This is a genomic window from Enterococcus sp. RIT-PI-f (assembly GCF_001297065.1).
Taxonomy (GTDB): Bacteria; Bacillota; Bacilli; order Lactobacillales; family Enterococcaceae; genus Enterococcus_D.
In genome coordinates, this window is the sequence record NZ_LHOX01000018.1 from 439,510 (window position 1) to 465,706 (window position 26,197).

Annotated in this window: 27 protein-coding genes and 1 rRNA gene; 21 read left to right on the forward strand and 7 right to left on the reverse strand. The window is 42.7% G+C overall.

All coding sequences use genetic code 11. The annotated features are described in order from the left end of the window. Nucleotides 1–14: 14 nt before the first annotated feature. Together AEQ18_RS13230 and AEQ18_RS13235 are read right to left on the reverse strand one after the other, a co-directional pair. Complete coding sequence (locus tag AEQ18_RS13230) at nt 15–737, reverse strand: amino acid ABC transporter ATP-binding protein (RefSeq protein WP_054116806.1); 723 nt, start codon at nt 735–737, stop codon at nt 15–17. Next, nucleotides 730–2,205, reverse strand: coding sequence for an ABC transporter substrate-binding protein/permease (locus tag AEQ18_RS13235; RefSeq protein WP_054116807.1), 1,476 nt, complete (start codon nt 2,203–2,205; stop codon nt 730–732). The genes AEQ18_RS13230 and AEQ18_RS13235 overlap by 8 nt, the downstream gene beginning before the upstream one ends. Before the next feature lie 492 nt (nt 2,206–2,697). Between AEQ18_RS13235 and AEQ18_RS13240 the strand changes: the two genes are divergently transcribed. The 10 genes from AEQ18_RS13240 to holA all read left to right on the forward strand — a co-directional run bounded on the left by AEQ18_RS13240 (nt 2,698) and on the right by holA (nt 13,025). Beyond that, nucleotides 2,698–3,342 carry a 3D domain-containing protein gene (locus tag AEQ18_RS13240; protein ID WP_054116808.1) on the forward strand — a complete coding sequence of 215 codons (645 nt, stop codon included), beginning with the start codon at nt 2,698–2,700 and terminating at the stop codon, nt 3,340–3,342. Between the two features lie 131 nt (nt 3,343–3,473). After that, nucleotides 3,474–4,139: a 2,3-bisphosphoglycerate-dependent phosphoglycerate mutase gene (locus AEQ18_RS13245; protein WP_054116809.1), complete on the forward strand. Its 666-nt coding sequence runs from the start codon at nt 3,474–3,476 to the stop codon at nt 4,137–4,139. A 102-nt stretch (nt 4,140–4,241) separates the two neighbouring features. After that, nucleotides 4,242–4,508, forward strand: a complete 267-nt coding sequence (locus AEQ18_RS13250) for an ACT domain-containing protein (protein ID WP_054116810.1) — start codon at nt 4,242–4,244, stop codon at nt 4,506–4,508. 9 nt (nt 4,509–4,517) lie between these two features. Then, a complete protein-coding gene (locus AEQ18_RS13255) occupies nt 4,518–5,867 on the forward strand; it encodes a PFL family protein (protein WP_054116811.1) in 1,350 nt (449 codons plus the stop codon). 175 nt (nt 5,868–6,042) lie between these two features. Continuing rightward, nucleotides 6,043–7,602, forward strand: a complete 1,560-nt coding sequence (locus AEQ18_RS13260; protein ID WP_054116812.1) for a TPM domain-containing protein — start codon at nt 6,043–6,045, stop codon at nt 7,600–7,602. A 220-nt stretch (nt 7,603–7,822) separates the two neighbouring features. Continuing rightward, entirely contained in the window at nt 7,823–8,440 is a 618-nt protein-coding gene (locus AEQ18_RS13265; protein WP_054116813.1) for an HAD-IA family hydrolase, read from the forward strand. A gap of 64 nt (nt 8,441–8,504) precedes the next feature. Next, a complete protein-coding gene (locus tag AEQ18_RS13270; protein ID WP_054116814.1) occupies nt 8,505–9,146 on the forward strand; it encodes a ComEA family DNA-binding protein in 642 nt (213 codons plus the stop codon). Between the two features lie 103 nt (nt 9,147–9,249). Further along, a complete protein-coding gene (locus AEQ18_RS13275) occupies nt 9,250–9,750 on the forward strand; it encodes a ComE operon protein 2 (protein ID WP_054116815.1) in 501 nt (166 codons plus the stop codon). After that, nucleotides 9,719–11,974 (forward strand): DNA internalization-related competence protein ComEC/Rec2, encoded by a 2,256-nt coding sequence (locus AEQ18_RS13280; RefSeq protein WP_054116816.1) that lies wholly within the window; start codon nt 9,719–9,721, stop codon nt 11,972–11,974. The genes AEQ18_RS13275 and AEQ18_RS13280 overlap by 32 nt, the downstream gene beginning before the upstream one ends. A gap of 25 nt (nt 11,975–11,999) precedes the next feature. Next, nucleotides 12,000–13,025, forward strand: coding sequence for a DNA polymerase III subunit delta (gene holA / locus AEQ18_RS13285; protein WP_054116849.1), 1,026 nt, complete (start codon nt 12,000–12,002; stop codon nt 13,023–13,025). 47 nt (nt 13,026–13,072) lie between these two features. On the opposite strand, the gene rpsT is transcribed toward holA, so the two are convergent. After that, nucleotides 13,073–13,327, reverse strand: a complete 255-nt coding sequence (rpsT, locus tag AEQ18_RS13290) for a 30S ribosomal protein S20 (RefSeq protein WP_054116817.1) — start codon at nt 13,325–13,327, stop codon at nt 13,073–13,075. Between the two features lie 237 nt (nt 13,328–13,564). Between rpsT and AEQ18_RS13295 the strand changes: the two genes are divergently transcribed. Together AEQ18_RS13295 and AEQ18_RS13300 are read left to right on the forward strand one after the other, a co-directional pair. Continuing rightward, nucleotides 13,565–14,620 carry an inorganic phosphate transporter gene (locus AEQ18_RS13295; protein WP_054116818.1) on the forward strand — a complete coding sequence of 352 codons (1,056 nt, stop codon included), beginning with the start codon at nt 13,565–13,567 and terminating at the stop codon, nt 14,618–14,620. Between the two features lie 13 nt (nt 14,621–14,633). Then, complete coding sequence (locus AEQ18_RS13300; RefSeq protein ID WP_054116819.1) at nt 14,634–15,257, forward strand: DUF47 domain-containing protein; 624 nt, start codon at nt 14,634–14,636, stop codon at nt 15,255–15,257. A gap of 37 nt (nt 15,258–15,294) precedes the next feature. Here AEQ18_RS13300 and AEQ18_RS13305 read toward each other — a convergent pair whose 3' ends face one another. The 3 genes from AEQ18_RS13305 to AEQ18_RS13315 all read right to left on the reverse strand — a co-directional run bounded on the left by AEQ18_RS13305 (nt 15,295) and on the right by AEQ18_RS13315 (nt 17,611). Further along, complete coding sequence (locus AEQ18_RS13305) at nt 15,295–16,128, reverse strand: undecaprenyl-diphosphate phosphatase (protein ID WP_054116820.1); 834 nt, start codon at nt 16,126–16,128, stop codon at nt 15,295–15,297. A 129-nt stretch (nt 16,129–16,257) separates the two neighbouring features. Beyond that, entirely contained in the window at nt 16,258–16,962 is a 705-nt protein-coding gene (locus AEQ18_RS13310; protein ID WP_054116821.1) for a histidine phosphatase family protein, read from the reverse strand. A 28-nt stretch (nt 16,963–16,990) separates the two neighbouring features. Next, nucleotides 16,991–17,611, reverse strand: a complete 621-nt coding sequence (locus tag AEQ18_RS13315) for an MBL fold metallo-hydrolase (protein WP_054116822.1) — start codon at nt 17,609–17,611, stop codon at nt 16,991–16,993. 387 nt (nt 17,612–17,998) lie between these two features. Here AEQ18_RS13315 and AEQ18_RS13320 point away from each other — a divergent pair, with 387 nt between their 5' ends. Together AEQ18_RS13320 and AEQ18_RS13325 are read left to right on the forward strand one after the other, a co-directional pair. Next, the gene (locus tag AEQ18_RS13320; protein WP_054116823.1) at nt 17,999–18,532 is read left to right on the forward strand and encodes a hypothetical protein; all 534 of its coding nucleotides are present in this window, start codon (nt 17,999–18,001) and stop codon (nt 18,530–18,532) included. 167 nt (nt 18,533–18,699) lie between these two features. Further along, nucleotides 18,700–21,129, forward strand: a complete 2,430-nt coding sequence (locus tag AEQ18_RS13325) for an ATP-dependent DNA helicase (RefSeq protein ID WP_054116824.1) — start codon at nt 18,700–18,702, stop codon at nt 21,127–21,129. A 55-nt stretch (nt 21,130–21,184) separates the two neighbouring features. Here the strand turns inward: AEQ18_RS13325 and AEQ18_RS13330 are convergent, their stop codons facing one another. Then, nucleotides 21,185–21,676, reverse strand: a complete 492-nt coding sequence (locus AEQ18_RS13330) for a YajQ family cyclic di-GMP-binding protein (RefSeq protein ID WP_054116825.1) — start codon at nt 21,674–21,676, stop codon at nt 21,185–21,187. Between the two features lie 154 nt (nt 21,677–21,830). Here AEQ18_RS13330 and AEQ18_RS13335 point away from each other — a divergent pair, with 154 nt between their 5' ends. From AEQ18_RS13335 to AEQ18_RS13365, 7 genes are all read left to right on the forward strand, one after another. Continuing rightward, on the forward strand, nt 21,831–22,766 hold the full coding sequence (locus AEQ18_RS13335) for a YitT family protein (protein ID WP_054116826.1): 936 nt from the start codon (nt 21,831–21,833) through the stop codon (nt 22,764–22,766). 73 nt (nt 22,767–22,839) lie between these two features. Beyond that, nucleotides 22,840–23,169 carry a metal-sulfur cluster assembly factor gene (locus tag AEQ18_RS13340; RefSeq protein ID WP_054116827.1) on the forward strand — a complete coding sequence of 110 codons (330 nt, stop codon included), beginning with the start codon at nt 22,840–22,842 and terminating at the stop codon, nt 23,167–23,169. Between the two features lie 202 nt (nt 23,170–23,371). Continuing rightward, on the forward strand, nt 23,372–23,563 hold the full coding sequence (locus AEQ18_RS15975; protein ID WP_054116828.1) for a DUF2500 family protein: 192 nt from the start codon (nt 23,372–23,374) through the stop codon (nt 23,561–23,563). A gap of 243 nt (nt 23,564–23,806) precedes the next feature. After that, a complete protein-coding gene (locus tag AEQ18_RS13350; RefSeq protein WP_054116829.1) occupies nt 23,807–24,748 on the forward strand; it encodes a dihydroorotate oxidase in 942 nt (313 codons plus the stop codon). A 72-nt stretch (nt 24,749–24,820) separates the two neighbouring features. Then, nucleotides 24,821–25,297, forward strand: a complete 477-nt coding sequence (locus tag AEQ18_RS13355; RefSeq protein WP_054116850.1) for a GNAT family N-acetyltransferase — start codon at nt 24,821–24,823, stop codon at nt 25,295–25,297. 85 nt (nt 25,298–25,382) lie between these two features. After that, nucleotides 25,383–25,568 (forward strand): hypothetical protein, encoded by a 186-nt coding sequence (locus tag AEQ18_RS13360; RefSeq protein WP_054116830.1) that lies wholly within the window; start codon nt 25,383–25,385, stop codon nt 25,566–25,568. Between the two features lie 542 nt (nt 25,569–26,110). Next, nucleotides 26,111–26,197, forward strand: a 16S ribosomal RNA gene (locus AEQ18_RS13365); the annotation flags it as partial.

Here is a 26,197-nt window from a genome sequence, read left to right on the forward strand (position 1 = left end):
GTCATCTCCAGTTTTTATAATACTTTACTTAAGAAATCTTGGGTTCGGCTGTTTTGTGGGTGATCAAATATTTCTTCTGGCGTTCCTTGTTCTTGAATGATGCCGTCGGCCATGAAAATGACCCGATCGGCCACTTCTTTGGCAAAGCCCATTTCATGGGTCACGACGACCATCGTCATGCCTTTTTCAGCCAGTGTTTGCATGACCGCCAATACTTCACCGACCATTTCAGGGTCAAGAGCGGAAGTTGGTTCGTCGAAGAGCATGACGTCTGGGTCCATGGCCAGGGCGCGGGCAATCGCTACACGCTGCTGTTGCCCGCCGGATAAACTCGCCGGATAACTGTTGGCTTTATCTGCCAAACCGACTTGTGCCAGCAAATCTTGAGCGGTTTTTTCGGCCGCAGCGGGCGCCATTTTTTTGACTTTGATTGGACTGAGGGTCAGATTTTCTAAAACTGTTTTGTGGGGAAAGAGATTGAAGCTTTGAAAAACCATCCCCATTTTTTGGCGAATCTGATCGATATTGACATTCTTTGCCAACAGATCATTGCCTTCAAAGGTGATTTGACCATCAGTTGGTTGTTCGAGCAAATTCAAGCAACGTAAAAAGGTACTTTTGCCGCTGCCGGATGGCCCGATGATCACTACGACTTCACCAGATGTTACCTCTAGATCGATTTGATTCAAAACGGTGTTCTCACCATATGTTTTCACAAGTTTGTCGATTTTAATCACTAGTTTTCATTCTCCTTTCAGCAACGCCCAACAAACGTGATAGAGCGAAGGTCAATACAAAGTAAATCAATGATACGATGACATAAGGCAAGAATGGTTTGAAGCTGGCGCCTTGAACCACCCCGGTTTGAAAGATCAATTCGGATACACCGATCACAGAAACAACGGAGGATTCTTTGATCACTGTGACAAATTCATTGCCTAATGCAGGTAAAATATTCTTGATTGCTTGAGGGAAAACGATGAAGCGCATGGCTTGCATCTGATTCATTCCCAGCGAGCGCGCGGCTTCTAGCTGTCCTTTGTTGACGGCGTTGATGCCAGCTCGAATGATCTCTGCGACATAAGCAGCACTGTTCAAGGCCAATGCAATACAGCCAGCTGTGACTTTCGACAAATCAAGGCCTAAGACCCCTGTACCAAAGTATACAATAAAAATTTGTACCAACAAAGGTGTTCCCCGAACATACTCAATATAAACAGCTGCGATGACTTTCAATATTTTGTTCTTAGATAATTTCATGAATGCCAGCAAACTACCGCCAATCGAACCGAACAAAACACCAACAAAAGCTAGAAAAATCGTATAGCCGGTCCCTGAGATATAAAAAGGCACATATTTGGCAAAGAAGCCTTGTTCAACGGTATCTTCATCACCAAACATCAATGCGTTGGCTTCGGCTTGATATTGAGTCAATAAGTCGTTGTTGACGATCGTGTCGATGGAGGCATTGACCTTTTCTAATAAGACGGGTGCTTCTTTTGAGATTGCGACAGCTGTTTCTTTGGTGCCATTTTCAAATGTGACATTGTCTGCTATCGCCAACTTGTCGTTTGACATCACGTACGCATCCGCAACTGGACCTTCCATGACGATCGCATCGATTTTTCCTGATGTTAGATTGGTGATCAAGTCAGGGACTTTTTGCAGTGAAGTGACAGTGGATCCAGTTAATTCAGTTTTTGCCAGTTCTTCCTGGGTCGTTTGCTTTTGGGCACCAACGGCTACACCATCAAAATCTGACGTAGATTGGAACGTGTCAGCATCTTCGGCTCTAACGATGACTTTTTGCTGCACTTCCATATAAGTGTTTGAAAAATTCACTTCTTTTTTCCGTTCATCAGTCGCTGCCATCCCAGAGATAACGACATCGATCTTGCCGGTTTTCAAGGCACCTAATAAAGCATCAAAACCTAATTCTTCGATTTTCAGATCAACACCTAGGTCATCTGCGATTTTTTGTGCAATGGAAATATCGAAACCAACGATCTCATCTTTGCCGTCGATCGTGGCATGGAATTCATAGGGGGCATAATCGGCTGAAAGCCCCACAACCAATTGACCATTGGCTTTGATTTTATCATAGACTGGATCAGTTTCTGCCGCTTTGACTTGCTGAACAAAGAAAAAGGGCAAGAGGGTCATTAGCAACCCAAAGAGTATCAGTACTTTGTTGAACCTTTTCATGTGAACGCTCCTTTTGTGTATGCATTTTGTAAACATGCAGTTTAAAATTTAAAAATGTATAAAAATACATATAAGTGATAAGACATATCATAGCATAAACACGCGCTAAGTCAATAAGCTTCAATGAAAAAAGCAAAAAAAATTTCCATTATTTTTTTCATTTATTCACCTTTTTAATAAAATTGACATATTGTTACATGGTTGTCATTCTTGATTGAGCTAATCGGTTACATGTGGGCTTTTTCCATGATTTCTCATAAAAAAACAGATGATGCTGCTTGCTTTATTACAAGTAATGAAGAAGAGTATTTCGGTTTTTTGCTGATATAACAGTGTTTAAACAAAATAATCCCCATTTTTAGAAGCTTGTTTAATGAATCATACCGAAGTGAAATATTTCGTCACAAGATTGTTACCAAAAAATTCTGGTGTGCTGTTATGATTGTTCAAGTCGTTACGACGAAACTTACATAGAGCGAGGGAATTACACATATGAAAACAATCAAATCTTTATTACTTACAACGGCTGCTGTTGCAAGCTTGGCAGCTATGAGCACGACCGCACATGCAGATGAAGTCAAACACGTGGTGACATCGGATGATACTTTAACGGCTTTATCACTAAAATATTTTGGCGATATTGATCATGTAGCAACGATTGCGGATCAAAACGATCTAGATGATCCAAATATGATTTATGATGGCACAACATTGGTGATCGATACAGATGCCAAAGCGGAAACATCAACGAAAACATCAACGAAAACTGCATCTAGCAAAGATGATTCAACATCAACTGAAGATACCACTTCAACTGAAGCAACGGATGCAAGCGATTATTCAGGTACAACTTTAACGATGGAATCAACAGCTTACAGCTCTGATCCGGCAGATACATTGGGGGGCGGTACAGTGACAGCAACTGGCCAAAACCTATTAGAAAATCCGATGGCAGTAGCAGTGGATCCTTCAGTCATTCCATTAGGAACTAGATTGTATGTTGAAGGTTACGGCGAAGCGATTGCGAGTGATACTGGCGGTGCAATCAAAGGCAATATCATCGATGTTCATTTCCCAACCAATGCCCAAGCAGAGCAATGGGGACGACGCACCGTCAAAGTAACGATTTTAGATTAATCTTTGTGTCAAAACTGTACGTCATCGGCGTGCAGTTTTTTTGTGTATCAGACAGGGTGCACAGCACGTCTAAACAGACTTATTGTTGATTTCTTGCGATAATAGAAACGAATGTAAAGGGAGGCGTTTAGATGAAAGTTGTATTGATTCGCCATGGTGAAAGTGAAGCCAATTTTGCGAATTACTGGACGGGCTGGTTAGATGTGCCTTTGACCGAAAAAGGACAGCAGCAAGCATGGCAAGCAGGCTTAGCGATTAAAAGTAGAGGGATTCAATTTGATTATGCATTTGCCTCAATGTTGCAGCGGACACTGACAACCTGCAATGCGGTGTTAGAAGCCACCGATCAATTGTGGGTCCCTGTTATGAAAACCTGGCGTTTGAATGAGCGGCATTATGGTCGATTGGTTGGGGTCAACAAAGATGACATGATCACCCAGTTCGGGGAAGCACAAGTCCAGCGTTGGCGTCGTGGCTACAAGGAACCGCCTTTGTACGTGGAAACCAATGATTTTGATCGTCGTTACGATCATTTGGACCAACGATTGGTACCTAAAGGGGAAAATCTCGAGATGGTTGTCGCACGGATCGTTCCGTTTTGGCTAGATGAAGTGGTCCCCCTGATCGCTGAGGGCAAGAACGTGTTGATCACGGGTCATGGCAATAGTTTGCGGGCATTGGTCAAGTATGTAGAAAATGTGCCTGAGGATGCGATGGATACGATCAAGATCCCTAATGCGGAACCAATCATCTACGAATTCGATGCAGCAATGAACTTGATCGAACGGGTAGAATAACGAACAATGTTTGACTATAACCGTGATTTCGTCTGAGCAATCATCGAAATTGCGGTTTTCTTGTGCTATAATAAGAAAAATTTATGGAAAGGCGGTTGTAAAATGAAAGCAGTATTGACCGTTATTGGCAAAGATAAGGTAGGCATCATCGCAGGAGTGAGTCAAAAATTGGCGGCATTAGATATCAATATTTTAGATGTATCGCAAACGATCATGGAGGACTATTTTACGATGATGATGCTTCTGGCATTGGATCCAACGAGTGATTTTGATGGTATCCGGGAAGAACTCCATCAACTTGGACAATCTTTAGGTGTCAAAATCAGCATTCAAAATCAAGAGATTTTCGATACGATGCATAAACTTTAGGAGGCCGAAATGGAAACTAGTCAAATACTTGAAACCATTCGTATGGTTGAAGAAGAAAATTTAGATATTCGAACAATTACGATGGGGATTTCCTTGTTGGATTGTATTGATGCGGATATCGAGAATACTTGTCAGAAGATTTATCAGAAAATTACTACAAAAGCCAAAGACTTGGTTCAAGTGGGTGAAGACATCGAAAGTGAATATGGGATCCCGATCATCAATAAGCGAATCTCCGTGACACCCATCGCTATCGTGGCTTCTGCTTGTCATGCGACACCTGCGGATTGCGTGAAGATCGCCAAAACGTTGGATCGCGCGGCGCAAACTGTTGGGGTCAATTTTATCGGTGGCTATAGCGCTTTGGTTGAAAAGGGCTATCAAGGTGCTGATTTGGCATTGATTGAATCGATCCCGCAAGCCTTAGCTGAAACTAATTTTGTCTGTTCCTCGGTCAATATCGGTTCAACCAAAGCAGGAATCAATATGGACGCGGTTCGATTGATGGGAGAAACGGTGAAGAAAACAGCCGCAGCCTCTGATATGGGCTGTGCCAAATTGGTCGTCTTTGCCAATGCAGTGGAAGACAATCCATTTATGGCTGGCGCTTTTCATGGGGTAGGTGAAGCTGATGTTGAAATCAATGTCGGTGTCAGCGGCCCAGGTGTGGTCAAACGGGCTTTGGAAAAAGTCAAGGGAGCGTCTTTCGACGTTGTGGCGGAAACCGTCAAAAAAACAGCGTTTAAAATTACGCGGATGGGCCAGTTGGTTGGCCGAGTGGCATCTGAGCGTCTGGGTGTACCATTTGGTATCGTCGATCTTTCATTGGCGCCAACCCCGGCTGTCGGCGATAGTGTAGCCTTGATCCTTGAGGAGATGGGGCTTGAATCTGTCGGTACCCATGGCACAACGGCCGCACTGGCACTGTTGAATGATGCAGTCAAGAAAGGCGGCGTGATGGCCTGTAATCATGTCGGTGGGTTATCCGGCGCATTTATTCCCGTGTCAGAAGATGCTGGGATGATCAAAGCGGTGGAAGCTGGATTATTGAATCTAGAAAAATTGGAAGCAATGACAGCGATTTGTTCCGTCGGACTAGACATGATCGCAATTCCTGGCGACACCTCTGCTGAAACGATTGCGGCGATGATCGCAGATGAGGCAGCGATTGGCGTCATCAATCACAAGACAACAGCTGTGCGGATCATTCCTGCGAAGGACAAACAGATTGGTGATCGGATCGAGTTCGGTGGATTATTGGGTACTGCGCCTGTGATGAAAGTCAACCCAGCGAAATCGACAGACTTCATTCAACGTGGCGGTCGGATTCCAGCACCGATCCATTCGTTTAAAAATTAGTACCTGTTCATTTTGTAAAAATATATGATAAAGTGACCTTTAAAAGACAGACCAACAGGCTGTCTTTTAAAGGTTTTTTGGTCCTGTTGCTCGTTTTTTCATGCTTAAGACGGATGTTTTCTCGTTTGAAATCGAATACAATGCAAGATAACACAATAATAAAAGGGGTGGTAAAATGAAGAAAATAAGCCAAATTGGGATGATAGTTATTGTTGGGATTATGGGGTTCTTTGTCTTTCAGCCATCCATTGCTTTTGGACAGACATTTGTCCGTGATGATGCGGGGGTTCTTTCACAAGAGACGATTGAACAAATCGATGCCTTAAACAAAGAGGGGTTTCAATCATTGACCGGCGCGCCAGAATACGCAGTGATCACGATTCCTTCCTTGGATGGACAATCAATTGAAGCGCGCAACTTGGCGCTGTTCAACGAGTATGGTTTAGGAAACCCAGAGGACAATAATGGACTATTGTTTCTCTTTGCGATTGATGATCGTGCATTTCGTCTAGGGTATGGCGATGGACTATCCTATGTCTTCAGTGTGCTATCGGAAGATGATTTGGTGGATGAAGATGCCAAAGACGCATTACGAGATGAAGATTATGATGCCGCGATATTGGCTGCGTCTAATCAAGTCTATCAGCACATGAAAGAAGCGGATGAAACGATTGGTTTAGGGACGATCTATCAAGATGGGAATCAACTGTTAGCAGAAAAACGAGCCCAAGAAGCAGAAGCCAACAAGCAGATGTGGTTCACTATTGGGAAAATCGTTAGTGGCGTCGTAGCCGCCACAGCAGCGGGGCTTATCGGGTTCATCAGTCTTCGCCATCTTAAAACCAAACAGCGATTTGCAGAATACTTGCCGGTGCCAAAACATCTGCAAGAAGACATTCACTTTCAACAGAAAGAATTTTTGAAATGGGCGAGCAATAGAAAGAACTATCAGCGTTACCATCAGTATCAGACAGCAAAAGATTGCCAACGTGCATTTACGCAGTATGTGACGAGTACCTATGTGCCAGCGAAATTGAGTTCGATCACTGGATTTTCGACAACAGATAACCGAGTGATCCAACATGGCTTGATGAATCCTGTGATTGATTCCTATTTTTCAAATCTGTTGCTGAAGAAAAAAACTACCCTCAAACAATTCGGTCAGTTGATCCTTACGCAGCATGACACCTTAAAAACCTATCAAGCACAATTAAGCAGAGAAGTGTCTGAACGGTTAGCAGATGATGATTTGTCAGATGATGTGTTACCGGAGAATTTGCCTTTAGCAGATGCCTATCGAGCAGAAATAGCCAAGCAAGCCAAAGAAGAGATCAGAAGGCGAAGTGAACAAGGTCGCTACTTAGCCCAACTTGTGACGGAAAGAGCGTCCTATCCTGAGATGGTTCAAGCAGTTCCCAAAGAAGTGTCAGATGTGTTTGCAGAAGTTAAAACTGATGCCCTGTTTCAAGTTGACTTGACGCAGATTTATCAAAAACATCCTGAACTGGCTCAAAAATTATCTTCATTTGATGCTTCTGATCGAGAAGCGGTTTTAAACAACGCTCGTCAAGAGTATGATCCTCAAGGAATGAATATGGCATTGTTCTTTGTGATGATGAATACGCATGTGTCTCATCAAGAACAAGTGATTGCAGATACACAAAGTTCCTCTAGTGATTTTGGCGGTTTTAGCGGAGGAAGCAGCAGTGGTGGCGGTGTTTCCGGCAGCTGGTAAGTTTTCGAATACCGGATGAACGTTCATTGACCTGTAACCTATCCCTTTGCATGTAGATTTGAGCAAATGGATGTGTAACAAGGTCGATGGCGTTTTTTCTTGTGGAGGAAATCCCTTCATAAATAAGACAAACCCATCAAAGTGTGGTAAACTTTTTTAGAGTTACAGAAAATGAATGGAAGTTTCATTCGTTTGAAAAAGTGAGAAAACGAGGGATATCATGTACCAATCTTACATATGGGATTTTGATGGAACACTTTATGACAGCTACCCAATCATGTTGAAAGCTTTTATTCAGACATTGAAAGAGTATGGATTCGATCCAGATCCAGCGGAGATTTACTATATTTTGAAAGATTCGTCTTCCAAAAAAGTTGCTGAAAAATACAACTTGGATTTCCAAGAATTCACTAAAAAATTCAAAGCCAATGAAGCACTAGATGATCGTCTGCCTCTTTCTTTCGATGGGACAAAAGAGACATTAGAGGCTGTCGTTACTGCTGGTGGCAAGAACTATATTTTGACCCACCGGGATGTCATCTCAACGAAAGAATTGTTAGAAAAAGAGCAGCTGGCGCACTTGATTGTTGAGATCGTTGGTCCAGAAAACAACTTTCCCCGCAAACCTGATCCAACTTCCTTGCTTTATCTTGTCGAAAAGTATCAACTAGACAAAGATCAGACTGTCATGATCGGCGATCGCACGATGGATGTTTTTGCAGGGCAAGGTGCAGACGTCAAAACAATTTTTTATGACATAGAAGGCATTTTAAAAGAAGTATCCGCTGACCATACCGTCCAATCGATGGCTGAAATACAGCAAATCATTAGGTCTTGAGAAATCAAGGCTTTTTTTCTGTCATTGATTCCTTTTTGCGTATTTCATCTATGAGGTGGTGAAAATGGATCAATGGAAAATGTTTAAAGACTACTGGCGGATGATACTTGCGGGTGCTGTTCTGCTGGTTTTGCTGATTATTTGGTTCGCACCTTTCTCGCAAGACCAAGGAACGAACTGGGATGACATGACGGATGCTGCTGGTCAATCCTCTGAAATGGTAGCGGGAGAGAAAAACCTAGAAGACAGTTCTCAAGCCGAGAGTAACGAGATTGTGATTGATATCAAAGGACAAGTGCGCCAGCCGGGTATCTATCGATTAAAAACAGGTGCCCGGATGTATGAGTTGATCGAACAGGCTGGAGGGTTAACAGAAGACGCGTTAGAAACTGCGATAAATTTAGCCCAAGTCTTACAAGACCAGCAAATGGTATTGATCCTGCATAAAGATGAGAGCCATTTGCTGGAGCTGCCGCAACAAAGCGATGTCGCTCATGACGACACTGCCAATGCATTGATCGACTTAAATCAAGCAGATGCAAGTCAGTTGCAAACTTTACCAGGCATTGGCGCAAAGAAGGCGGAGGCGATCATCCAATATCGCGAAGAACATGGGTTCTTTAAAACAATCGATGAGATCACTAAAGTCACAGGTATCGGCGACAAAACCTTTGACGCTTTAAAAGAATTGATCACTGTAGGTTGAAACAGCAATGCATCATCTAAATAATAGACCACCAAGAAATGACGGTTGAAAAAAGCAAAAAAACAATTAGAATAGAAGTAATCGAATATAAAGGAGTAACTACATGCAGACAAATCGAATTCCCTGGGACCAATATTTTATGGCGCAAGCAGTCCTATTGTCATTACGCAGTACTTGTTCAAGATTAGAGGTCGGCGCAACCCTTGTGAAAGACCGCCGCATTATTGCTGGTGGCTATAACGGGTCTGTCAGCGGCGATGTTCATTGTATCGACGAAGGCTGCCATGTTGTAGACAATCACTGTATCCGCACGATCCATGCTGAGATGAATGCATTACTGCAATGTGCCAAATTAGGTGTATCTACAGATGGGGCGGAGATTTATGTCACCCATTTTCCTTGTTTGCCTTGCACGAAAGCCATTTTGCAAGCGGGAGTCAAAAGGATCCATTACTTGAATGATTACCGTAATGATCCCTATGCGATGGAATTGATTCAACAAGTTGGTGCTACCGTCCACCAAGTTGTGCTCGATCCCATCTATTTTGAAAAGCTGTCTTTCGGCGTATTGAATGATACGACTGTCCAACACACAGCAGAATGATTCTTATCTTTTTCTTGGGGTGATCTTGGCGTTGGGAACGACGGCTTATCTAGTACAGTCTGTCTGTCTCGCTTTGCTCACAGTTTATTATTTCATGATGCTTGTCTGGAGAAGACAAGCTTTTTTGTGTGTGGTGGTATTGTGCTGCTGCGTAGTGATTGCAGCCCGTATATATTGGACACAGACGCCAACAGTTGCTGAAGGCACCTTTAGCGGCTCTCTCAGCGTTCGATCGGATACGATCAAAATCAATGGGGATTTGGTCACGTTTGAAGGGAAAATGGCTTTAGGCAAAGTTATGGTGCGGTTGCAAGTCCAAACGGAAGCCGAAAAAGAACAGTGGCAAAGACGTCAAGATTGGCAGGGCACGATCACTGGCGATGGGCGGCTGGTTCATCCCCAAGGTGCAAGTAATAAGCATGGGTTCGATTACGCTGCCTATTTGAAAAATCACAACTTTGTGGGTACGATCGAACTGACAGATTGGCAGAAAAGCACAGAAGATCAGTCAGTAGTGCCTCTGAGAAAATGGCGTGCTGCTGCAATCACACATGTCCAACGTGTTTTTCCTTCGCGGATCAGTATTTATATCAATGCTTTGCTCTTTGGCTATAAGGATCATGAGTTTCAGGTGTTGCGGGATTTGTTTAGCGGGAGTGGGTTATTGCATTTCTTTACGATCTCTGGCATGCATGTGGCTTTCTTCTTTCAAAAACTGACCTATATTTTTCGCCGTCTGCATTTTACACCTGAGGAAATGTGCCTGCCGGTATTATGCTGTTTAGGCGGCAGCATTGTGCTGTTTGGCGGCAGTATCAGTGTGATTCGCGCAGTATTGGTCTATATGTTGAATGCCTTGATGACCGCAAGAGCCAAATCATGGTCAGCGAGTGATCGTTATGGCATTATTTTAACGATTTTATTGATCATTGCGCCTAAATTGTTGCTGCAGCTATCAGGTCAGTTATGTCTGTTGATGACCTTTTTACTGCTGATGACCAATAGCCTTAGGCCGCGTTTTCATCGTTTCGTCAGTGGCCAGCTGCTAACCTTGTTGGCAGGACCTATACTCGCATGTCTTTTTTTTGAGATCCCTTTGTTCGGCGGACTGGCAACCGTTTTATTTTATCCATTGATGACAACGGTCTTGCTGCCCGGTGTTTTCTTGCTTTTTGTGTTGAGTTTGGTCGTTTCGTTGGCGCCTGTGATTGCTATTGCTGAAATATGTTTAGACCTACTGGAAGGTGCGTTGTTTCATTTACGTCATGGTTCTCTGACGATTGGCGCATTACCAGTATCAGTCGCGCTGCTTTGTACGATTGTAGGTGTGATTTGTTATCAACAAAGAAAAGTGCTCTGGCTCCTAGTAGTCACGATTTTGCTGCCTATTGGGTATCAGAAATGGCAGGTTGTACCCACGATTTCTTTTGTCGATGTCGGGCAAGGAGATAGTATCGTGATCCAGGAAAAAAGAAATCGCGGGGTCTATGTCATCGATACTGGTGGCACGTTGGGCTTTGAAAGACAGGCCTGGCAACAGCGTTCCTATCAATCCGGGGCTGCGTACTCATTGGTGCCTTTTTTGAAAGGTGAGGGCATCAATGAAATCACCGGTCTGTTTTTGACCCATGGGGATACCGATCATATCGGAGATGCGTTATTCCTGATGCAGTCGATCCCTGTTAGGACATTATATTTGGTACCAGGCAGTCAAGAAGATCCGCGGATCGCTGCGTTGTTGAAAGATATGCCTGCGTCTACAGAAGTGATATGGACAGAGATTGGACAAAGAATTGGGAACGAGCAGTCCCTGCATGTGTTGGCACCAGCCTATGGCGTAGGACAAAATGAAGACTCTCTCGTCTTGCAAGCACATCTTGGCTCACATTCATTTTTATTCACCGGTGATTTAGATCAAGCAGGTGAACTTGACCTGTTGGCACACTATCCAACGTTACAGGTGGACGTGTTGAAATTGGGGCATCATGGCAGTCGGACATCAACAGCAGAGGCTTTTATTGCGCACTTGTCACCCCGCTATGGCATCGTTTCTTGCGGCCGCAACAATCGATACGGCCATCCCCATCAAGAAGTTCTGGATCGACTGACGGGTTCTGCAGTCCTAAGAACGGATCATCATGGAATGATCCAATTTAGCTGGTCAGAAAACAAACAGCAGCTGACCTTGCAGACTTGGCTAGACGAAGCCAATCAGGAATGGTAGGATAGTGATGAAAGTGGGGATCGCAATGGATTTACAAAAAGCACTGCAAACGATTCGTACCGATACATTGAAACCCATTTACTTGGTGGTCGGCAGCGAAACTTTTTTACAAGATCAAGTCCGAGAGGCTTTTTTGACCCGTTTTTCTGTTTCAAAAGATGATTTGAATTTTGCCACATTTGATTTGGAGAAAGATGCCGTTGATTTGGTGATCCAAGAAGCACAATCCTTGCCCTTTTTTGGGGATCAACGCTTGATTTTTGTTGATCGGCCCTTCTTTTTGACCGCAGAAAAGAAGAGCAATGGACCAGAACATGACTTAGAGGACTTTGTCAACTATATCCAATCACCTGAGCCAACATCCGTCATGGTCTTGTTCCTTCTAGCAGATAAGATGGATGAGCGGAAGAAAATCACGAAACAATTGAAAAAAGCAGCAGTGGTCATCGACACTGCAGCGATGAAAGAACAGGATGTCCGTAATTATTTGCAGCAAACCATGACCAATGATGGCATCGAAATGACCAGAGAAGCTTTTGACTTGTTTTTGCGCTTAACGGATCTGCAATTGACTAAAGCAATGCAGGAATTGCAAAAATTGCGTTTATATGCCGGTGATGGCCGTAAAATCACAAAAGAGATCGTCCAAGAATTGATTCCGAAAACGTTGGAACATAATGTCTTCGAATTGACCAGTGATGTATTGAAGGGCAATGTTTCTGAGGCGCTGCGTTTATACGATGATCTACTGTTACAAGGAGAAGAAACCATCAAAATCAATGCGATTTTGATCAGTCAAGTTCGGCTATTGCTGCAAACATCGATTTTGATGAAGGTGGGGTACCAACAAGCCAATATTGCTCAAACCCTTGGGATCCATCCTTATCGGGTCAAATTGGCCATGCAGCAGACAAGGGGCCTTGCTGCTGAAGATTTGGCTAGATTGTATGATGAGTTGATCGAAAATGATTATCAAGTCAAAAGCGGTCAAATGGACAAGACACTTTTGTTTCAATTGTTTGTCTTGCGCCATGGAAAAAGCAGAAAATAAAAAGAAAGGTGAAGCAATCAACGATTGCTTCACCTTTCTTAATTTGCTTATTTGGCAATTTTTTTACTTAAACGAGATTTGTCGCGACTAGCTTTGTTCTTATGGATCAATCCTTTAGTCTCAGCCATATCGATTGCTTTAACAGCATCTTTATATAACGCATCTACGTTATCAGCACCAGCTTCAACAGCTTGATCAAATTTTTTGATCGCTGTACGCATTGTGCTTACTTGAGATGAATTCTTCGCATTAGCCGCTTCGCTTGTACGCGCGCGTTTGATTGCAGATTCAATGTTTGGCATGTATTTCACCTCCGAAAAAAAAGTTCAATTACGTTTGAAAAAACGTATAAATCAACACTAGTCATTATACCTAATGCGCTTGCCGATTGCAATAAAAGTTGTAAAGAAATTTTACTTAACACGAAAAAAGAGCAAATTAAATGGCTAATTCATTTGAATATCTGTCGTAAAATGTATCTTTACACATTTTTTATTGAATAGTTACAAAAAGTTTACACAACGGTGATTTTCTATGCTATGATAACTTCGGAATTTTCAAATGGAGGGTTTAATGTGAGTATCGCTTTATTTATAACGATTGTATTGTCATTGGGTGTCATTTTCGTCAATGGTTGGACAGATGCACCAAATGCGATCGCGACAGCTGTTTCTACTAGAGTTTTACGCCCAAATGTTGCGATTAGCATGGCTGTGGTCATGAACTTTTTAGGTGTCTTGGTGATGACGTATTTCAATGCCCAAGTGGCTGAAACAATCAGTAATATCGTAACATTCGATTCTGGGGGCAGTTTCCGAGTGTCACAAATAGCTTTGGCAGCAGCGCTCTTCTCGATCGTTGTCTGGACAGTGGCTGCTTGGTATTTTGGCATCCCTACAAGCGAATCACATGCCTTGATCGCTGGTCTGACAGGCGCTGCAATGGCTCTTGGTGGGTTACATGCTGTCAATGGCAATGAATGGATCAAAGTATTGATCGGTTTAGTTGTTTCAACGTTAATGGGGTTTATCGGCGGGTTTCTGATATCGAAGCTGATCGTATGGCTTTTTCGAGACACACCGAGGCGTAAAGCCAATCAAATCTTTACAGTGGGGCAAGCGGTCGCAGCTGGTGCCAATGCTTTTTTGCATGGTGCGCAAGACGGGCAGAAGTTTATGGGTGTCTTCATGTTAGGCCTATACTATAACGATATCGTCGAAAAAAGTGGCAGCGGTTTTGCAATCCCCTTATGGGTCATGGTACTGTGTTCGTTGACAATGGGTGTGGGAACATCCGTCGGCGGGATGAAAATTATTAAATCCGTTGGGATGGATATGGTCAAGTTGGAGAAATATCAAGGATTTGCAGCGGACGTAACTGCAGCAATCTGCTTGTTCCTATCTTCTGTGTTTGGGATCCCCGTTTCAACGACCCATACCAAAACAACCGCGATCATGGGTGTTGGGGCTTCTAGACGCTTTTCAAGTGTCGATTGGCGGATCGTGAAGGAAATGATCTACGCTTGGATCTTGACATTCCCGGGTTGCGGACTCATTGCATATCTGATGGTAAAAGTTTTATTGTTTATTTTGTGAGGGAGAGAAAGTAATGGCACGTAAAAAAAGTTTTGATTATTTTGCAGCGATGGAACAATTGGCAACCAATGGCCATTTAGCGGCACAACGTTTTTCTGTTCTGATCCATGAATACTCAGAAACAGCGTTAACTGAAGCAGCAGCGGAGATCCATGCATTAGAAAAAGAAGGGGACAAAGTGATCGCAGCGTTGACCAATGAATTGTACGATTCATTTATCACGCCGATCGATCGGGAAGATATTTTGATTATCTCAGAGCGTTTAGATGACATTTTAGATGGCATTATGGGGTTGACTTATTTGTTCGAAAATTTGGTCATTCAGTCTTTGCGCCCAGAAACTGCACGTTTTGCTGACATGATCACCCAAGCGACCCAAGGGGTTGAAACGGCATTAAAAGAATTTCCTAAGTTTAAAAATTCTAAAACATTGCGCAAGATGATCACAGATGTCAATGCCATCGAGTCAGAAGCGGACCTGTTATACTCACAAATGAAAAAGGCCTTGTTCACTGATGAAACAGATGTGTTGGAGATCATTAAATGGAAAGATATCTATGATCGCTTTGAATCAATCATCAATGACACTGAAAGTGCTGTGGATATTATTGATGGCATGGTCATCAAGAACACGTAAAAAAAAGCTTCCAAGAAAATTTTCTTGGAAGTTTTTTTTATAGCTGTGTCAGCCAATAACCGATCAAAATCACACCAAGAACGATGCGATACCAGCCGAATACAGTAAAGTCATTGCGTTTGATATAATTCATCAAGAAACGTATCGCGATCACAGAAACGATGAATGAAACGATCGTCCCTGTCAGCAGGATCACAGTTCCTTGTAAGTCAAAGGCGTTGCCGTCTTTTAGGAATTTGAAGATTTTCAAGGCGCTTGCGCCGAACATCGTAGGGATCCCTAAGAAGAAAGAGAATTCCGCAGCGACGAATCTAGAAGCGCCGATCAAGATCCCGCCGAGAATGGTCGCGCCAGAACGAGAAGTACCAGGAATGAGTGCCAGTACTTGGAACATACCCACGATCAGGGCAGCTTTGTAAGTAAATTGATTCAAATCCGTACATTTAGGGGTTTGATTTTTGTTTCTTTTTTCAACCACGATAAAGCCAATACCATAAATGATCAAAACGATCGACACTGATAAAAAGTTATAGAAATGTGCATCGAGCCAATCATCCAGTGGTAATCCGATAATCACAGATGGCAAGACTGCTACAACTACTTTGAACCATAATGTCCAAGTATTCCTTTTCTCGAGCGCATTCTTTTGGGGCGAGAAGGGATTCAGTTTATGAAAATATAAGTAAACGACGGCTAAGATCGCGCCTAACTGAATCACGACATTGAACATGGTCATGAATTCCGGTGTGACGTCCAACCCGATGAATTCATCCGCTAAGATCAAATGCCCGGTACTGCTAATAGGGAGCCATTCAGTGATTCCTTCGATAATACCAAAGAGAATTGCTTTTATGAAATTAGTAAAAAACATTGAGTCCTTCCTTTCTTAAACAAAATACAATTATCAGTATACCGTTTCTCTAGCAGAATACCAATCTTTTTCCAAAAAAAGAGCGCAGTTTTCAACAAAGAAAACTGCGCATAAAACGTGGCGATTGTCTTAAGATAATAATTCTTGTGAAAGACGAACGCCTTTCTTGATGTAGTCAGTTGAGCCTACTTCTGCAATCGAAAATGTCCCATTTTCATAGACCAGCCGGGTCACGGAACCGTTATCGATATCCATCCGTACATTGTTTTCGTTGTTGATCAAGTGAAGCAAGAAAGCAATCGTTAAGCCGTGGGACACAACTAATGCATTCCCGCCGCCTTTTTTCTCGACCCGATAGGCAATATCTTCAAAACCGTTTTTGACCCGTTCTGTCAGCACATCGAAGGTTTCAGCCCAATTCGCTGTATCTGCGTGATGGATCGCGTTGGCAATCGCTTCGAAGGTGACATGATTGGCGATCATATCATCATAGTCAGGGAAATCCAAGATCCTAGGCAAGACGCCCCACATTTCAGCATCATAACCGCCTTCCAAAGACCCGAAACTCCATTCGCGAATCCGTTTATCGATATGATAAGGAATCTCTGGTCCTCGTACATGTTCTCCTAAAATCAAACGCATCGTTTCGATCGCCCGGCCGCTGTCGCTGGACACTGCTTCCGTAAACGCAACATCCCGCAGGCCCAGACCCAAATAATGAATGCCTTGTTCACCAGTTCGGGTCAAAGGGGTATCACACCATCCTTGGACTCTCTGCAGCGTATTGAACATTGTTTTGCCATGTCGTACGACATAAAGCTCTGTTTTGGTCATTGCCATTTCCTCCATTCACTATCGTCTTTTATTGATTGAAAAACGGATTGGTCCTTTTTTCGATTTCGATTGTTGTTGGTTCGCCATGGCCAGGGTATACAGCCATTTGATTCGGCAAAACAAATAATTGACTCTGAATGCTTTCAAGCAATTGTTCTAAGTTGCCAGTGGGTAAATCGGTTCGGCCAATGCTGCCTTTGAAGAGGGCGTCACCAGCAACGACAAAAGAATCAAAAATAAAACTGACACTGCCGATGGAATGGCCAGGTGTTGGGACGACATGGAACGACAGCCCACCGATACGGTAATCTTTCATTTCCAAAAGTTCTTCTGCAGGTCTGGCTGTGATGGCGCCAAGATCTGGATGACGGCCAGATAAATTTTTCTGAGGATCACTCAACCAATCTTGTTCCAGCGGACTGACGTAAACTGGAATATCATAATACGCTCGTAGTTGATCGACTGCCCCAATATGATCATAGTGGGTATGCGTCAGCAAAATGGCTTGCGGTACAGCCCCTGTTTTGTCGATCTCAGTGATCAGTCTTGCAGCTTCAGCACCTGGATCAATGATCAAAAGCGTATCTTCATGCCAGATGAGGTAACAATTCTCTTGTACAGGGCCTGTGACTAAACCGATGATTTTCATATAGAACCTCCTCATATCGAATAAAAAAATAGTTCCACCTTTAGTATAGCTCAAAGTAGTCTGCGAAACAAAGAAAGGTTTTTGTGCACCTCCACTGGCATACCGATAGGGAAAAAAGCCATCCTTTTTTCGTGCAGCGCATTTAGAAGAAAAATGAGCTTTAGAAAAGAAAATAAAGATTCTGTGAAAAAAAACGACCTTAAACCATAATTCAGTGAGAATCATCCTCGGAAATAAAGTGGGATTCCGAAAATTTCTCTTAGAAAACCCTTTAGAAAAAAGCCGCCTGTTATACTGTAAGTGGTTTCTGATAGAAAAGGATCTTTGATCGTTCAGACATATCTATACGGTGCGTGTGAATCTATTTGATGAAAGAAGGTGGCTTCGATGAAAAAAAGAGTGGGTATACTTTTGATGAGCAGTATCAGTCTGTTTTTGCTTGCCAGTTGTGGCGAAGAGAATCTCGCGATCAATCATTCGACTGAACCACCGGTTTCAGCAGCTTCTGGTGCTGTTGTCAATGGCGAAAGTGATTTGCTGTTGATCCAAACAGACAGCCCTTCCTTCCCTCAGAGTCAAGGCGTCTATGATTACCATGAACATGCATTGACGATCGTGAAGCAGTATTTGCCAATCGCAGATATAGAAGAAGATAGTGTGGCTGATCCGCAAACTGTGACAGCGTATGAAAAACAGATCAATGACGATTTTGACCGGCATTTTTCACAGACGTCAATCAAAATGACGGATGACCCTTATCAAATTTATCAGGCGGACTTTACAGATGCATCTTACACAATCGAAAATGATCGGTTATTGTTAAAAACAGCCGACCAAACATTTACCTTTATCTTTGATCCAGCCAGCAAACAAGCCATTGATGAAAATGGCGTCCGCTATGATATTCAAGTGGATGAATAAAGGCAACCTGCAAAAAAAGATCGATAGAGTAGCGTTTTCCTTTTACCTTGTTTAAACAAACTGTCTGGTCAGTTTTTTAGAAGACTGTCTGCCAGGCAGTCTTTTTATTGTGTTCGCTTTTACAAAATCAAGGTTTCAGCTATAATGACAAACGAGAAGGTGAACATGTGTATAAAGGAAAAGTAGCAGTCCGAAAAATAGTCGAATTTATCTTGCGCAGAGGAGACATTGATAGCCGCCGCGTCAGCAGCCATACCGCGCAAGAAGGTGCCCGTATTCATCGCCAATTACAAAAAGAAGCAGGGGAAGACTATCAGAAAGAAGTCTTTTTGAAGCATGAAAGCCAAGTAGGGAAAGATCGGATTACTGTCGAAGGACGGGCGGATGGTCTTTTTTTCGATCACGAAAAATCCTGCTGGGTGATCGATGAGATCAAGACATCTGAACCTTACTATGAAGATATCCAAGCGGATCAGATCGATCTATTTTTTGCTCAAGGTATGGTCTATGCTTATTTGTTTTTGTTGCGGGAAAATGGCAATCCGGAAGAGGAACATCCAGAAAGCCAAGATACGATCGCTGACACGGCTGAGCCCCTCGATCAAATCGATGTACAGTTGACCTATTATCAGACAACGGAAAAAATCATTACCCGTACCCGCAGAAGTTTCTCAATCAACGCATTGGCTTCTTTTTATGAATCGTTGTTGCAGGAGTATCATAAATGGATGGTCTTTGAAGAAAATTGGCGGAGAGTCCGCAACACATCCTTGCAGTTGCTGCAATTTCCTTATGATACCTTTCGTAAAGGGCAGCGGGAATTGGCTGCTGCTGCCTACAAAACCTTAAAAACAGGGCAACGATTGTTTGCCGAAGCGCCAACTGGGACTGGGAAGACGATTTCAACGATTTTCCCAGCACTGAAAGTTTTAGGAGAAGAGGGCGGCGACCGTATTTTTTATTTGACTGCCAAAACAATCACGCGCCAAGTCGCAGAAGATGCCTTACAGCAGTTAGCTGATACAGGAAGTGAAACCAAAAGTGTGACACTGACAGCCAAAGACAAAATCTGTTTTCTGGAGGAGCGAAACTGTACACCTGAGCATTGTCCATTTGCCGAAGGGTACTATAACCGCATCAATGAAGCATTGTGGGATCTCCTCAATCATGAAAATCAGATCACTCGTGCTGTGATCGAGGCCTATGGGCGTAAGCATACAGTCTGTCCATTTGAACTATCATTAGATGTGAGCGTGTTTTGTGATGTGATCATTGGGGATTATAATTATTTATTTGATCCGACTGTTTATTTGCGCCGCTTTTTTGAAGAACCAGAAGAAGACTATTTCTTTTTGGTGGATGAAGCCCACAATCTGGTCAATCGCTCAAAGGAAATGTATTCCGCTGCTTTGCAAAGACAACTGTTCCAAGACTTGATCAAAAAACTGCCTAAAGCGCATGGGAAATTGACACGGGCGCTCAAGAAGGTTGACAAGGATTTCAAGGAAATCGCTGCTTTAGCCAAGGAAGAAGATTGGGTCTATCATCATCAAGCGGCACCCCATGACACACTGCTGAAACATTTGCGTCCTTTGGCAGAGTTGATGCAGGAATGGTTGCCGGCCAACGAAGAAGATCCGAGGCAAGAAGATGTCTTGCTGGCGTATTTTGATATCAATTATTACCTGAAAATCAGCGAGTTTTATGATGATCACTACGAAACAACCGTCGAAATCGATGCTTACGGGGTGCAAATCAAGCAATTTTGTATCGAACCCGCGCCTTTTTTGAGCAATGTATTAGACAAAGGCAAAGCAAGTCTGTTGTTTTCAGCAAGCTTCTCGCCTTTGCCTTATTATCAAGAAGTCCTCGGGGGCGGAAAAGAGGCATTACGCTATCGTTTACCAAGTCCTTTCCCACCGGAAAAGCAAAAAATAGTTGTTGCCGACTATATCCAAACAACTTATCACCAAAGAACTGCCAGTATGCCATTGATCGTGGAAGCAATCCAGCGGATGGTGGCAGCCAAGACTGGCAACTATATGGTCTTTTTTCCTTCTTATCGATATCTGGACGATGTCGCTGCACTGTTTTCCAGCCAGTATCCTGAAATCGATCTGTTGATTCAGGGAACCGCCATGAATGAACCTGAACGGGAAGCCTTTTTGGCACGGTTTACCCCTGGTGGTCAAAACAAAGCAGGCGATGTCCAGCAGTCACTGGTTGCGTTTTGTGTATTAGGAGGGATTTTTTCTGAAGGGATCGATTTGAAAGGGGAGCGGTTGATCGGTACGGCCATCGTTGGTGTAGGTTTGCCGCAAATCAATCATGAGCAGGAATTGATCCGCAGTTACTACGACCAAAAAAATCACGCTGGATTTTCCTATGCCTATCAATTGCCGGGCATGAATAAAGTGCTGCAAGCTGCCGGACGGGTGATTCGGGATACCGCGGATACTGGCGTGGTACTGCTTCTGGATCAACGGTTTCAGACGCCAGTCTACCGATCTTTGCTGCCTTTGCATTGGCAACATGCACAACATGTCCGCAGCCCTGAGGCAATCAGCCAGCAGCTAGAGGCATTTTGGCATCAATAAAACAAAAATAGGCGCTATCCAGACCAACGTGACCTGGATAGCGCCTGTTTATTGTTTATCGATAATTTGTAAATTGCAGATCGATCGTCAAAGGCAGTTTCCGTAAAAGTTGCATGACTTCTTGCAAGTCATCGCGGCTTTTCCCAGTGACGCGGATTTGATTGTCTTGAATCTGTGTTTTGACTTTCAATTTTGCATTTTTGATGGCAGTCGTGATTTTTTTTGCTTGTTCTTTGTCGATACCATTGATCAGCTCAGCCGTTTGGCGGGCTTTTGCTCCTAAGGCATGTTCGGTTTCTGAAAATTGGATATTTTTGGTGGGTACACTGCGCTTGATCAATTTTGCGAACAAGACATCTTTGATTTGTTCAACTTTGAAATCATCATCGCCGACCACGGTCATTTTGCTGCCGTCCATTTTGATCTCAACGGTTGATCCTTTGAAATCAAAGCGATTCTTTAATTCTTTTTCTGCTTGTTGAATGGCGTTTTTGACTTCTTCTGTATTGATCTCTGATACGATATCAAAGCTTGCTTCTTTGGCCATTATTCATCCTCCTCATTAAAGGTTTGTCTTCATTCTACCATGTTCGAAAAGATTCAGGGAATCAAAAGTAAAATTTTGCAAATAATTGTTTCAATTTTTGACACAAACTGCTATTCTTTGGAAGGAGATTTTTTAGTGAAGGAGCTAACTGTGAGTGAGTAATTTAATAACGAAACATCAACAATCTGAACAATTAAAGAAAATAGGCGTCATCTTGCTTTCGGGTATTACAGCCGCCATTGCCTTGAACTTCTTTTTGATCCCAGCGCAAGTATTGTCAGCTGGCATGAATGGGGTGGCACAATTGATCGTCGCTTTGGCGTGGAATCATCTAGGGATTCACTTAAGTACTGGTTTATTCATTTTTATCTTGAATCTGCCGATTTTTGTTTTGGGCTTTATTAAGCTCGGCAAATCATCGACATTGCTGAGTTTTATCAACGTTGTCGTTGTTTCACTATTGACGATGATCCTTCCTCAAGGGGCGATCACGGACAATATTTTGGTCAATGCGTTGATTGGCGGCGTCTTACTAGGTGTTGGCGTGGCCTTCTCGTTGAAAATGGGGTTCACGACAGGCGGCATGGATATCCTTTCCTTGATCTTGTCGAAAACCACTGGTAAAACTGTGGGTAAATATATGTTTATCCTAAATGGAATCATTGTAATGGTTTCTGGTTTCGTTTTTTCATGGGAAAGTGCCTTATATACGATTATTTCAATTTTTGCGATGAGCTATGTCGTAGATATGCTCCACACCAGTCACCAAAAAGTGACAGCGATGATCATTACTACGAATGCCGAAGCAGTAGGTAAAAATATTTCGAAGCACATTTTTCGCGGCATGACATTGTTTCCTTCTGTCGGCGGCTATTCTGGTGTTCCCGGCAATATGATCATGATGGTGGTCACCCGTTATGAGATGTACGACTTAGAACAAGCGGTGTTAGAAGCAGATGGCAATGCCTTTATCAATTTCGTACCGACACAATCGATCACTGGCCGATTTGCGACGGATGATGAACAACGCACATTCAAAACCACCGGTGTCTTTCCTGAGCTGAAGATCCACAAAAAGACCCGACCTTGATCATGGATTCTCCATTTACAAACGGCACAAAAGAAGGTATGATTTGTTACAAGAAATAAGGAGGTCACCAGCTATGGCATATACAGAAACAGAAGTAGAAGCAATCAAAGAGCGTGTGCTCGCTGCATTGGAAACCGTGATCGACCCAGAGCTAGGGATTGATATCGTCAATTTAGGTTTGGTTTATGAGGTAGAATTCGATGGAGAATCAGGTCATACAGTCATTAAGATGACATTGACAACGATGGGCTGCCCCTTGGCAGATGTCTTGACTGAATCCATCCACGAAGCTTTAGCTGATGTGCCAGAAGTCAGCAATCCAGAAGTCAAATTAGTTTGGTATCCAGCGTGGACGACCGATAAAATGAGTCGTTATGCCCGGATTGCGTTGGGGATTAGGTAGGAACTTTTTGCTGTTCTCACAAGATAGATGATATAGATCAAATAATAAAGTACGCACCCTTTCATTCACTGTTCAACAATGGATGGAAGGTTTTTTTGTATACAAACACGTGGTAAAAATAATGCACAATAGGGGAGAAAATTTTGTTTACCTGAGTATCTACTTACAGATCATTCGATGGAATAGAAAAGGAATGTCGTGTATGCATGTTTTCTCAACAGTATTTGTCTTTGTGTTTATTGTGATCATCCTATATAAAATTGTGGAATTTTTGAGAAACGAAGCGGCAGCAGAAACTACTGTTTCTGCTCGATTAGTCGATAAAAGCATGCGTGCCAGTGATGACATGAATGCGAATGGATTTGCTAGACAAAGCATCACATACTATTTATGATTTGAATTGGACAACGTGAAAGGCTGGAATTTACTGTCGGACACGGAAAATATACCTTATATGTAATTGGTGATACTGGACTTTTGAGATACCAGCGTAAAAGGTTCAACTCTTTAGCTAGATAAGCTTCCTTCAGCCAAAGACGAATATTCCCACAAATACTAAGGAGGATTCTACTTCATCCCCATTGATTTTTCCATTGCCTACAGGTAAACTATTTGAAAAGATTGGGGGATCGTATCCATGTTAACAACGAATTTCGGGCCTTACACGTATCAAAATCCTTTTATGAATGCCTCTGGTGTTCATTGTATGACGATTGAAGAAATGGAAGAACTGGCAGATTCGCAAGCTGGATCATTTGTGACCAAAAGTGCGACTGTCGCGCCGAGAGAAGGCAATCCGGAACCACGCTATATCGATTTAGCTTTAGGGAGTATCAACTCGATGGGGTTGCCAAACCGCGGCTTGGATTATTATCTCGACTACGCAATCAAAAAACAAGCTGAGATGCCGCACGCATCACCTTTCTTTTTTTCAGTCGCAGCGATGAATGTCGAGGAAAACATTACCTTATTGAAGAAAATCCAAAGCAGCGCTTTTGAAGGAATCACTGAATTGAATCTTTCTTGCCCGAATGTACCGGGGAAACCGCAAGTTGCTTATGATTTTGAGTTGACTGCCTCTATATTAAAAAATGTTTTTTCGTTCTTTACGAAACCATTGGGTGTGAAACTCCCGCCATATTTTGACTTAGCACACTTCGATCAAATGGCAGATATCTTGAATCAATTTCCATTAATGTATGTCAATTCAGTCAATAGTGTCGGTAATGCATTGTTTATTGATCCAGATACAGATACAGTTGTCATTAAACCGAAAGATGGCTTTGGCGGATTAGGTGGTGCTTATATCAAACCGACAGCTTTAGCCAATGTGCGCGCTTTTTATACACGGCTGAAGCCTGAAATCAATATCATCGGCACGGGTGGGATTTTAACGGGACAAGATGCCTATGAGCATTTGTTGTGTGGTGCCAGTATGCTGCAAGTCGGCACACAACTTCACAAGGAAGGGCCAGCTATTTTCGCGCGCTTGAACCAAGAACTATCAGCTATTATGAAAGCAAAAGGGTACCAACATATTGACGATTTTCGAGGAAAGCTGCAATCAATCACTGACTGATAAAAAGCTAAAGAAAGAAGGATCGCATTGTTTGAATTGCATAAAGCAACGATTGATGATTTGCCGGCATTGATGGAGTTGATCCATCAAGGTATCGCTGCATTGGCTGCTCAAGGATCACCACAATGGCAAAATGGATATGGACCGAGTGAGGATAAAATCAGAGCTGATATTCTAAAACAAGAAAGCTATCTCCTAAAATCAGAAGGCACAATTGCAGCGGCAGCAGCTTTGGTTTCGGGTATTGACCCAGTATATACAGCGATTGAGGGTAAGTGGCTAGGAGAGGGGCCTTATTTATCCATTCATCGTGTGGTCGTTGATCCACGATTCAAAGGCCAACGCTTGAGTGCAAAGCTTTTGCACGCTTTAGAAGAAGTTGCACGAAACGAAGGGATTTTTGATCTGAGAATCGATACCTATCAAGCCAATACGGCCATGCAGCGGAATATCACCACAGCAGGCTACACATTTTGCGGTCATATCGAGTTTCCCATCCCAGATGGCGCACGCCTTGCCTATCAAAAATTGCTCTCAACTGCTCATTAGGGTAAAAATTTTTTCATAAAGCACCATTTATAGTTGTCAGAAGCTGGATGACTTGCTAAGATAAGCACGTAAAGGACGGTGCCGAATGAAAAAAAGAATCAAAAAGAAAAAAGCCTACAAAAAATATATCCAAGATATTTTTACTGGATATGAAGACATGTTGGAAAATCCAGAACTAAGCGAAAAAAAATTCGTCTATCTAAAAGAAGAAACGATTTTAAAACGTGATGAAAACAATCAGATCCGTTTTAGAACGATCGACATTGACTAAACTACCTTGATGGTAGTTTTTTTTCTTTCATTTGGACTGAAAGAAATTTCAGAAAAAAAGCTTGCTCTTTCATGTTAGGAGTGGTAAATTTATCAACGTTGGCAAAACGCCAGCAGGTCAAAATATACTTTTCAAAAAACATTGAAAAAGTGCTTGACCAAATCTGAAACAGATGATATTATAACTGAGTCGCAAAAATAAATTGATTGATCGTTGTTGATATGACAATAAATTAATTAAAAAAAGTTGTTGACAAATAACAAATCATTTGTTATTATGATTAAGTTGCTAAGGCAGCCGACACGTTGTTGCAAAACAACGAGCGAAAAAAACTTTTATAAAAAGTGTTGACAATCACTTGTCACTCTGATATGATATAAAAGTTGCCAACGCAACACTGTAGACCTTTGAAAACTGAACAAAGCAAGCAAACGAACCAATGTGTAGGACGCTTCGTTTATATGAAGCAAATACATGCAAGCAATAGCTAGCAAAGTTTTAATTTTATGAGCTTAACGATCCTTTGGATCGTTCAAACAAATCATTATGAGAGTTTGATCCTGGCTCAGGACGAACGCTGGCGGCGTGCCTAATACATGCAAGTCGAACGCTTTTTCTTTCACCGGAGC

Excerpts from the sequence above, each read along its gene's own strand:
- AEQ18_RS13235 (WP_054116807.1), bottom strand. The coding sequence starts at position 2,205 with ATGAAAAGGTTCAACAAAGTACTGATACTCTTTGGGTTGCTAATGACC.
- AEQ18_RS13240 (WP_054116808.1), top strand. The coding sequence starts at position 2,698 with ATGAAAACAATCAAATCTTTATTACTTACAACGGCTGCTGTTGCAAGC.
- AEQ18_RS13245 (WP_054116809.1), top strand. The coding sequence starts at position 3,474 with ATGAAAGTTGTATTGATTCGCCATGGTGAAAGTGAAGCCAATTTTGCG.
- AEQ18_RS13250 (WP_054116810.1), top strand. The coding sequence starts at position 4,242 with ATGAAAGCAGTATTGACCGTTATTGGCAAAGATAAGGTAGGCATCATC.
- AEQ18_RS13255 (WP_054116811.1), top strand. The coding sequence starts at position 4,518 with ATGGAAACTAGTCAAATACTTGAAACCATTCGTATGGTTGAAGAAGAA.
- AEQ18_RS13260 (WP_054116812.1), top strand. The coding sequence starts at position 6,043 with ATGAAGAAAATAAGCCAAATTGGGATGATAGTTATTGTTGGGATTATG.
- AEQ18_RS13265 (WP_054116813.1), top strand. The coding sequence starts at position 7,823 with ATGTACCAATCTTACATATGGGATTTTGATGGAACACTTTATGACAGC.
- AEQ18_RS13270 (WP_054116814.1), top strand. The coding sequence starts at position 8,505 with ATGGATCAATGGAAAATGTTTAAAGACTACTGGCGGATGATACTTGCG.
- AEQ18_RS13275 (WP_054116815.1), top strand. The coding sequence starts at position 9,250 with ATGCAGACAAATCGAATTCCCTGGGACCAATATTTTATGGCGCAAGCA.
- AEQ18_RS13280 (WP_054116816.1), top strand. The coding sequence starts at position 9,719 with ATGATACGACTGTCCAACACACAGCAGAATGATTCTTATCTTTTTCTT.
- holA (WP_054116849.1), top strand. The coding sequence starts at position 12,000 with ATGGATTTACAAAAAGCACTGCAAACGATTCGTACCGATACATTGAAA.
- rpsT (WP_054116817.1), bottom strand. The coding sequence starts at position 13,327 with ATGCCAAACATTGAATCTGCAATCAAACGCGCGCGTACAAGCGAAGCG.
- AEQ18_RS13295 (WP_054116818.1), top strand. The coding sequence starts at position 13,565 with ATGATAACTTCGGAATTTTCAAATGGAGGGTTTAATGTGAGTATCGCT.
- AEQ18_RS13300 (WP_054116819.1), top strand. The coding sequence starts at position 14,634 with ATGGCACGTAAAAAAAGTTTTGATTATTTTGCAGCGATGGAACAATTG.
- AEQ18_RS13305 (WP_054116820.1), bottom strand. The coding sequence starts at position 16,128 with ATGTTTTTTACTAATTTCATAAAAGCAATTCTCTTTGGTATTATCGAA.
- AEQ18_RS13310 (WP_054116821.1), bottom strand. The coding sequence starts at position 16,962 with ATGACCAAAACAGAGCTTTATGTCGTACGACATGGCAAAACAATGTTC.
- AEQ18_RS13315 (WP_054116822.1), bottom strand. The coding sequence starts at position 17,611 with ATGAAAATCATCGGTTTAGTCACAGGCCCTGTACAAGAGAATTGTTAC.
- AEQ18_RS13320 (WP_054116823.1), top strand. The coding sequence starts at position 17,999 with ATGAAAAAAAGAGTGGGTATACTTTTGATGAGCAGTATCAGTCTGTTT.
- AEQ18_RS13330 (WP_054116825.1), bottom strand. The coding sequence starts at position 21,676 with ATGGCCAAAGAAGCAAGCTTTGATATCGTATCAGAGATCAATACAGAA.
- AEQ18_RS13340 (WP_054116827.1), top strand. The coding sequence starts at position 22,840 with ATGGCATATACAGAAACAGAAGTAGAAGCAATCAAAGAGCGTGTGCTC.
- AEQ18_RS15975 (WP_054116828.1), top strand. The coding sequence starts at position 23,372 with ATGCATGTTTTCTCAACAGTATTTGTCTTTGTGTTTATTGTGATCATC.
- AEQ18_RS13350 (WP_054116829.1), top strand. The coding sequence starts at position 23,807 with ATGTTAACAACGAATTTCGGGCCTTACACGTATCAAAATCCTTTTATG.
- AEQ18_RS13355 (WP_054116850.1), top strand. The coding sequence starts at position 24,821 with ATGGAGTTGATCCATCAAGGTATCGCTGCATTGGCTGCTCAAGGATCA.
- AEQ18_RS13360 (WP_054116830.1), top strand. The coding sequence starts at position 25,383 with ATGAAAAAAAGAATCAAAAAGAAAAAAGCCTACAAAAAATATATCCAA.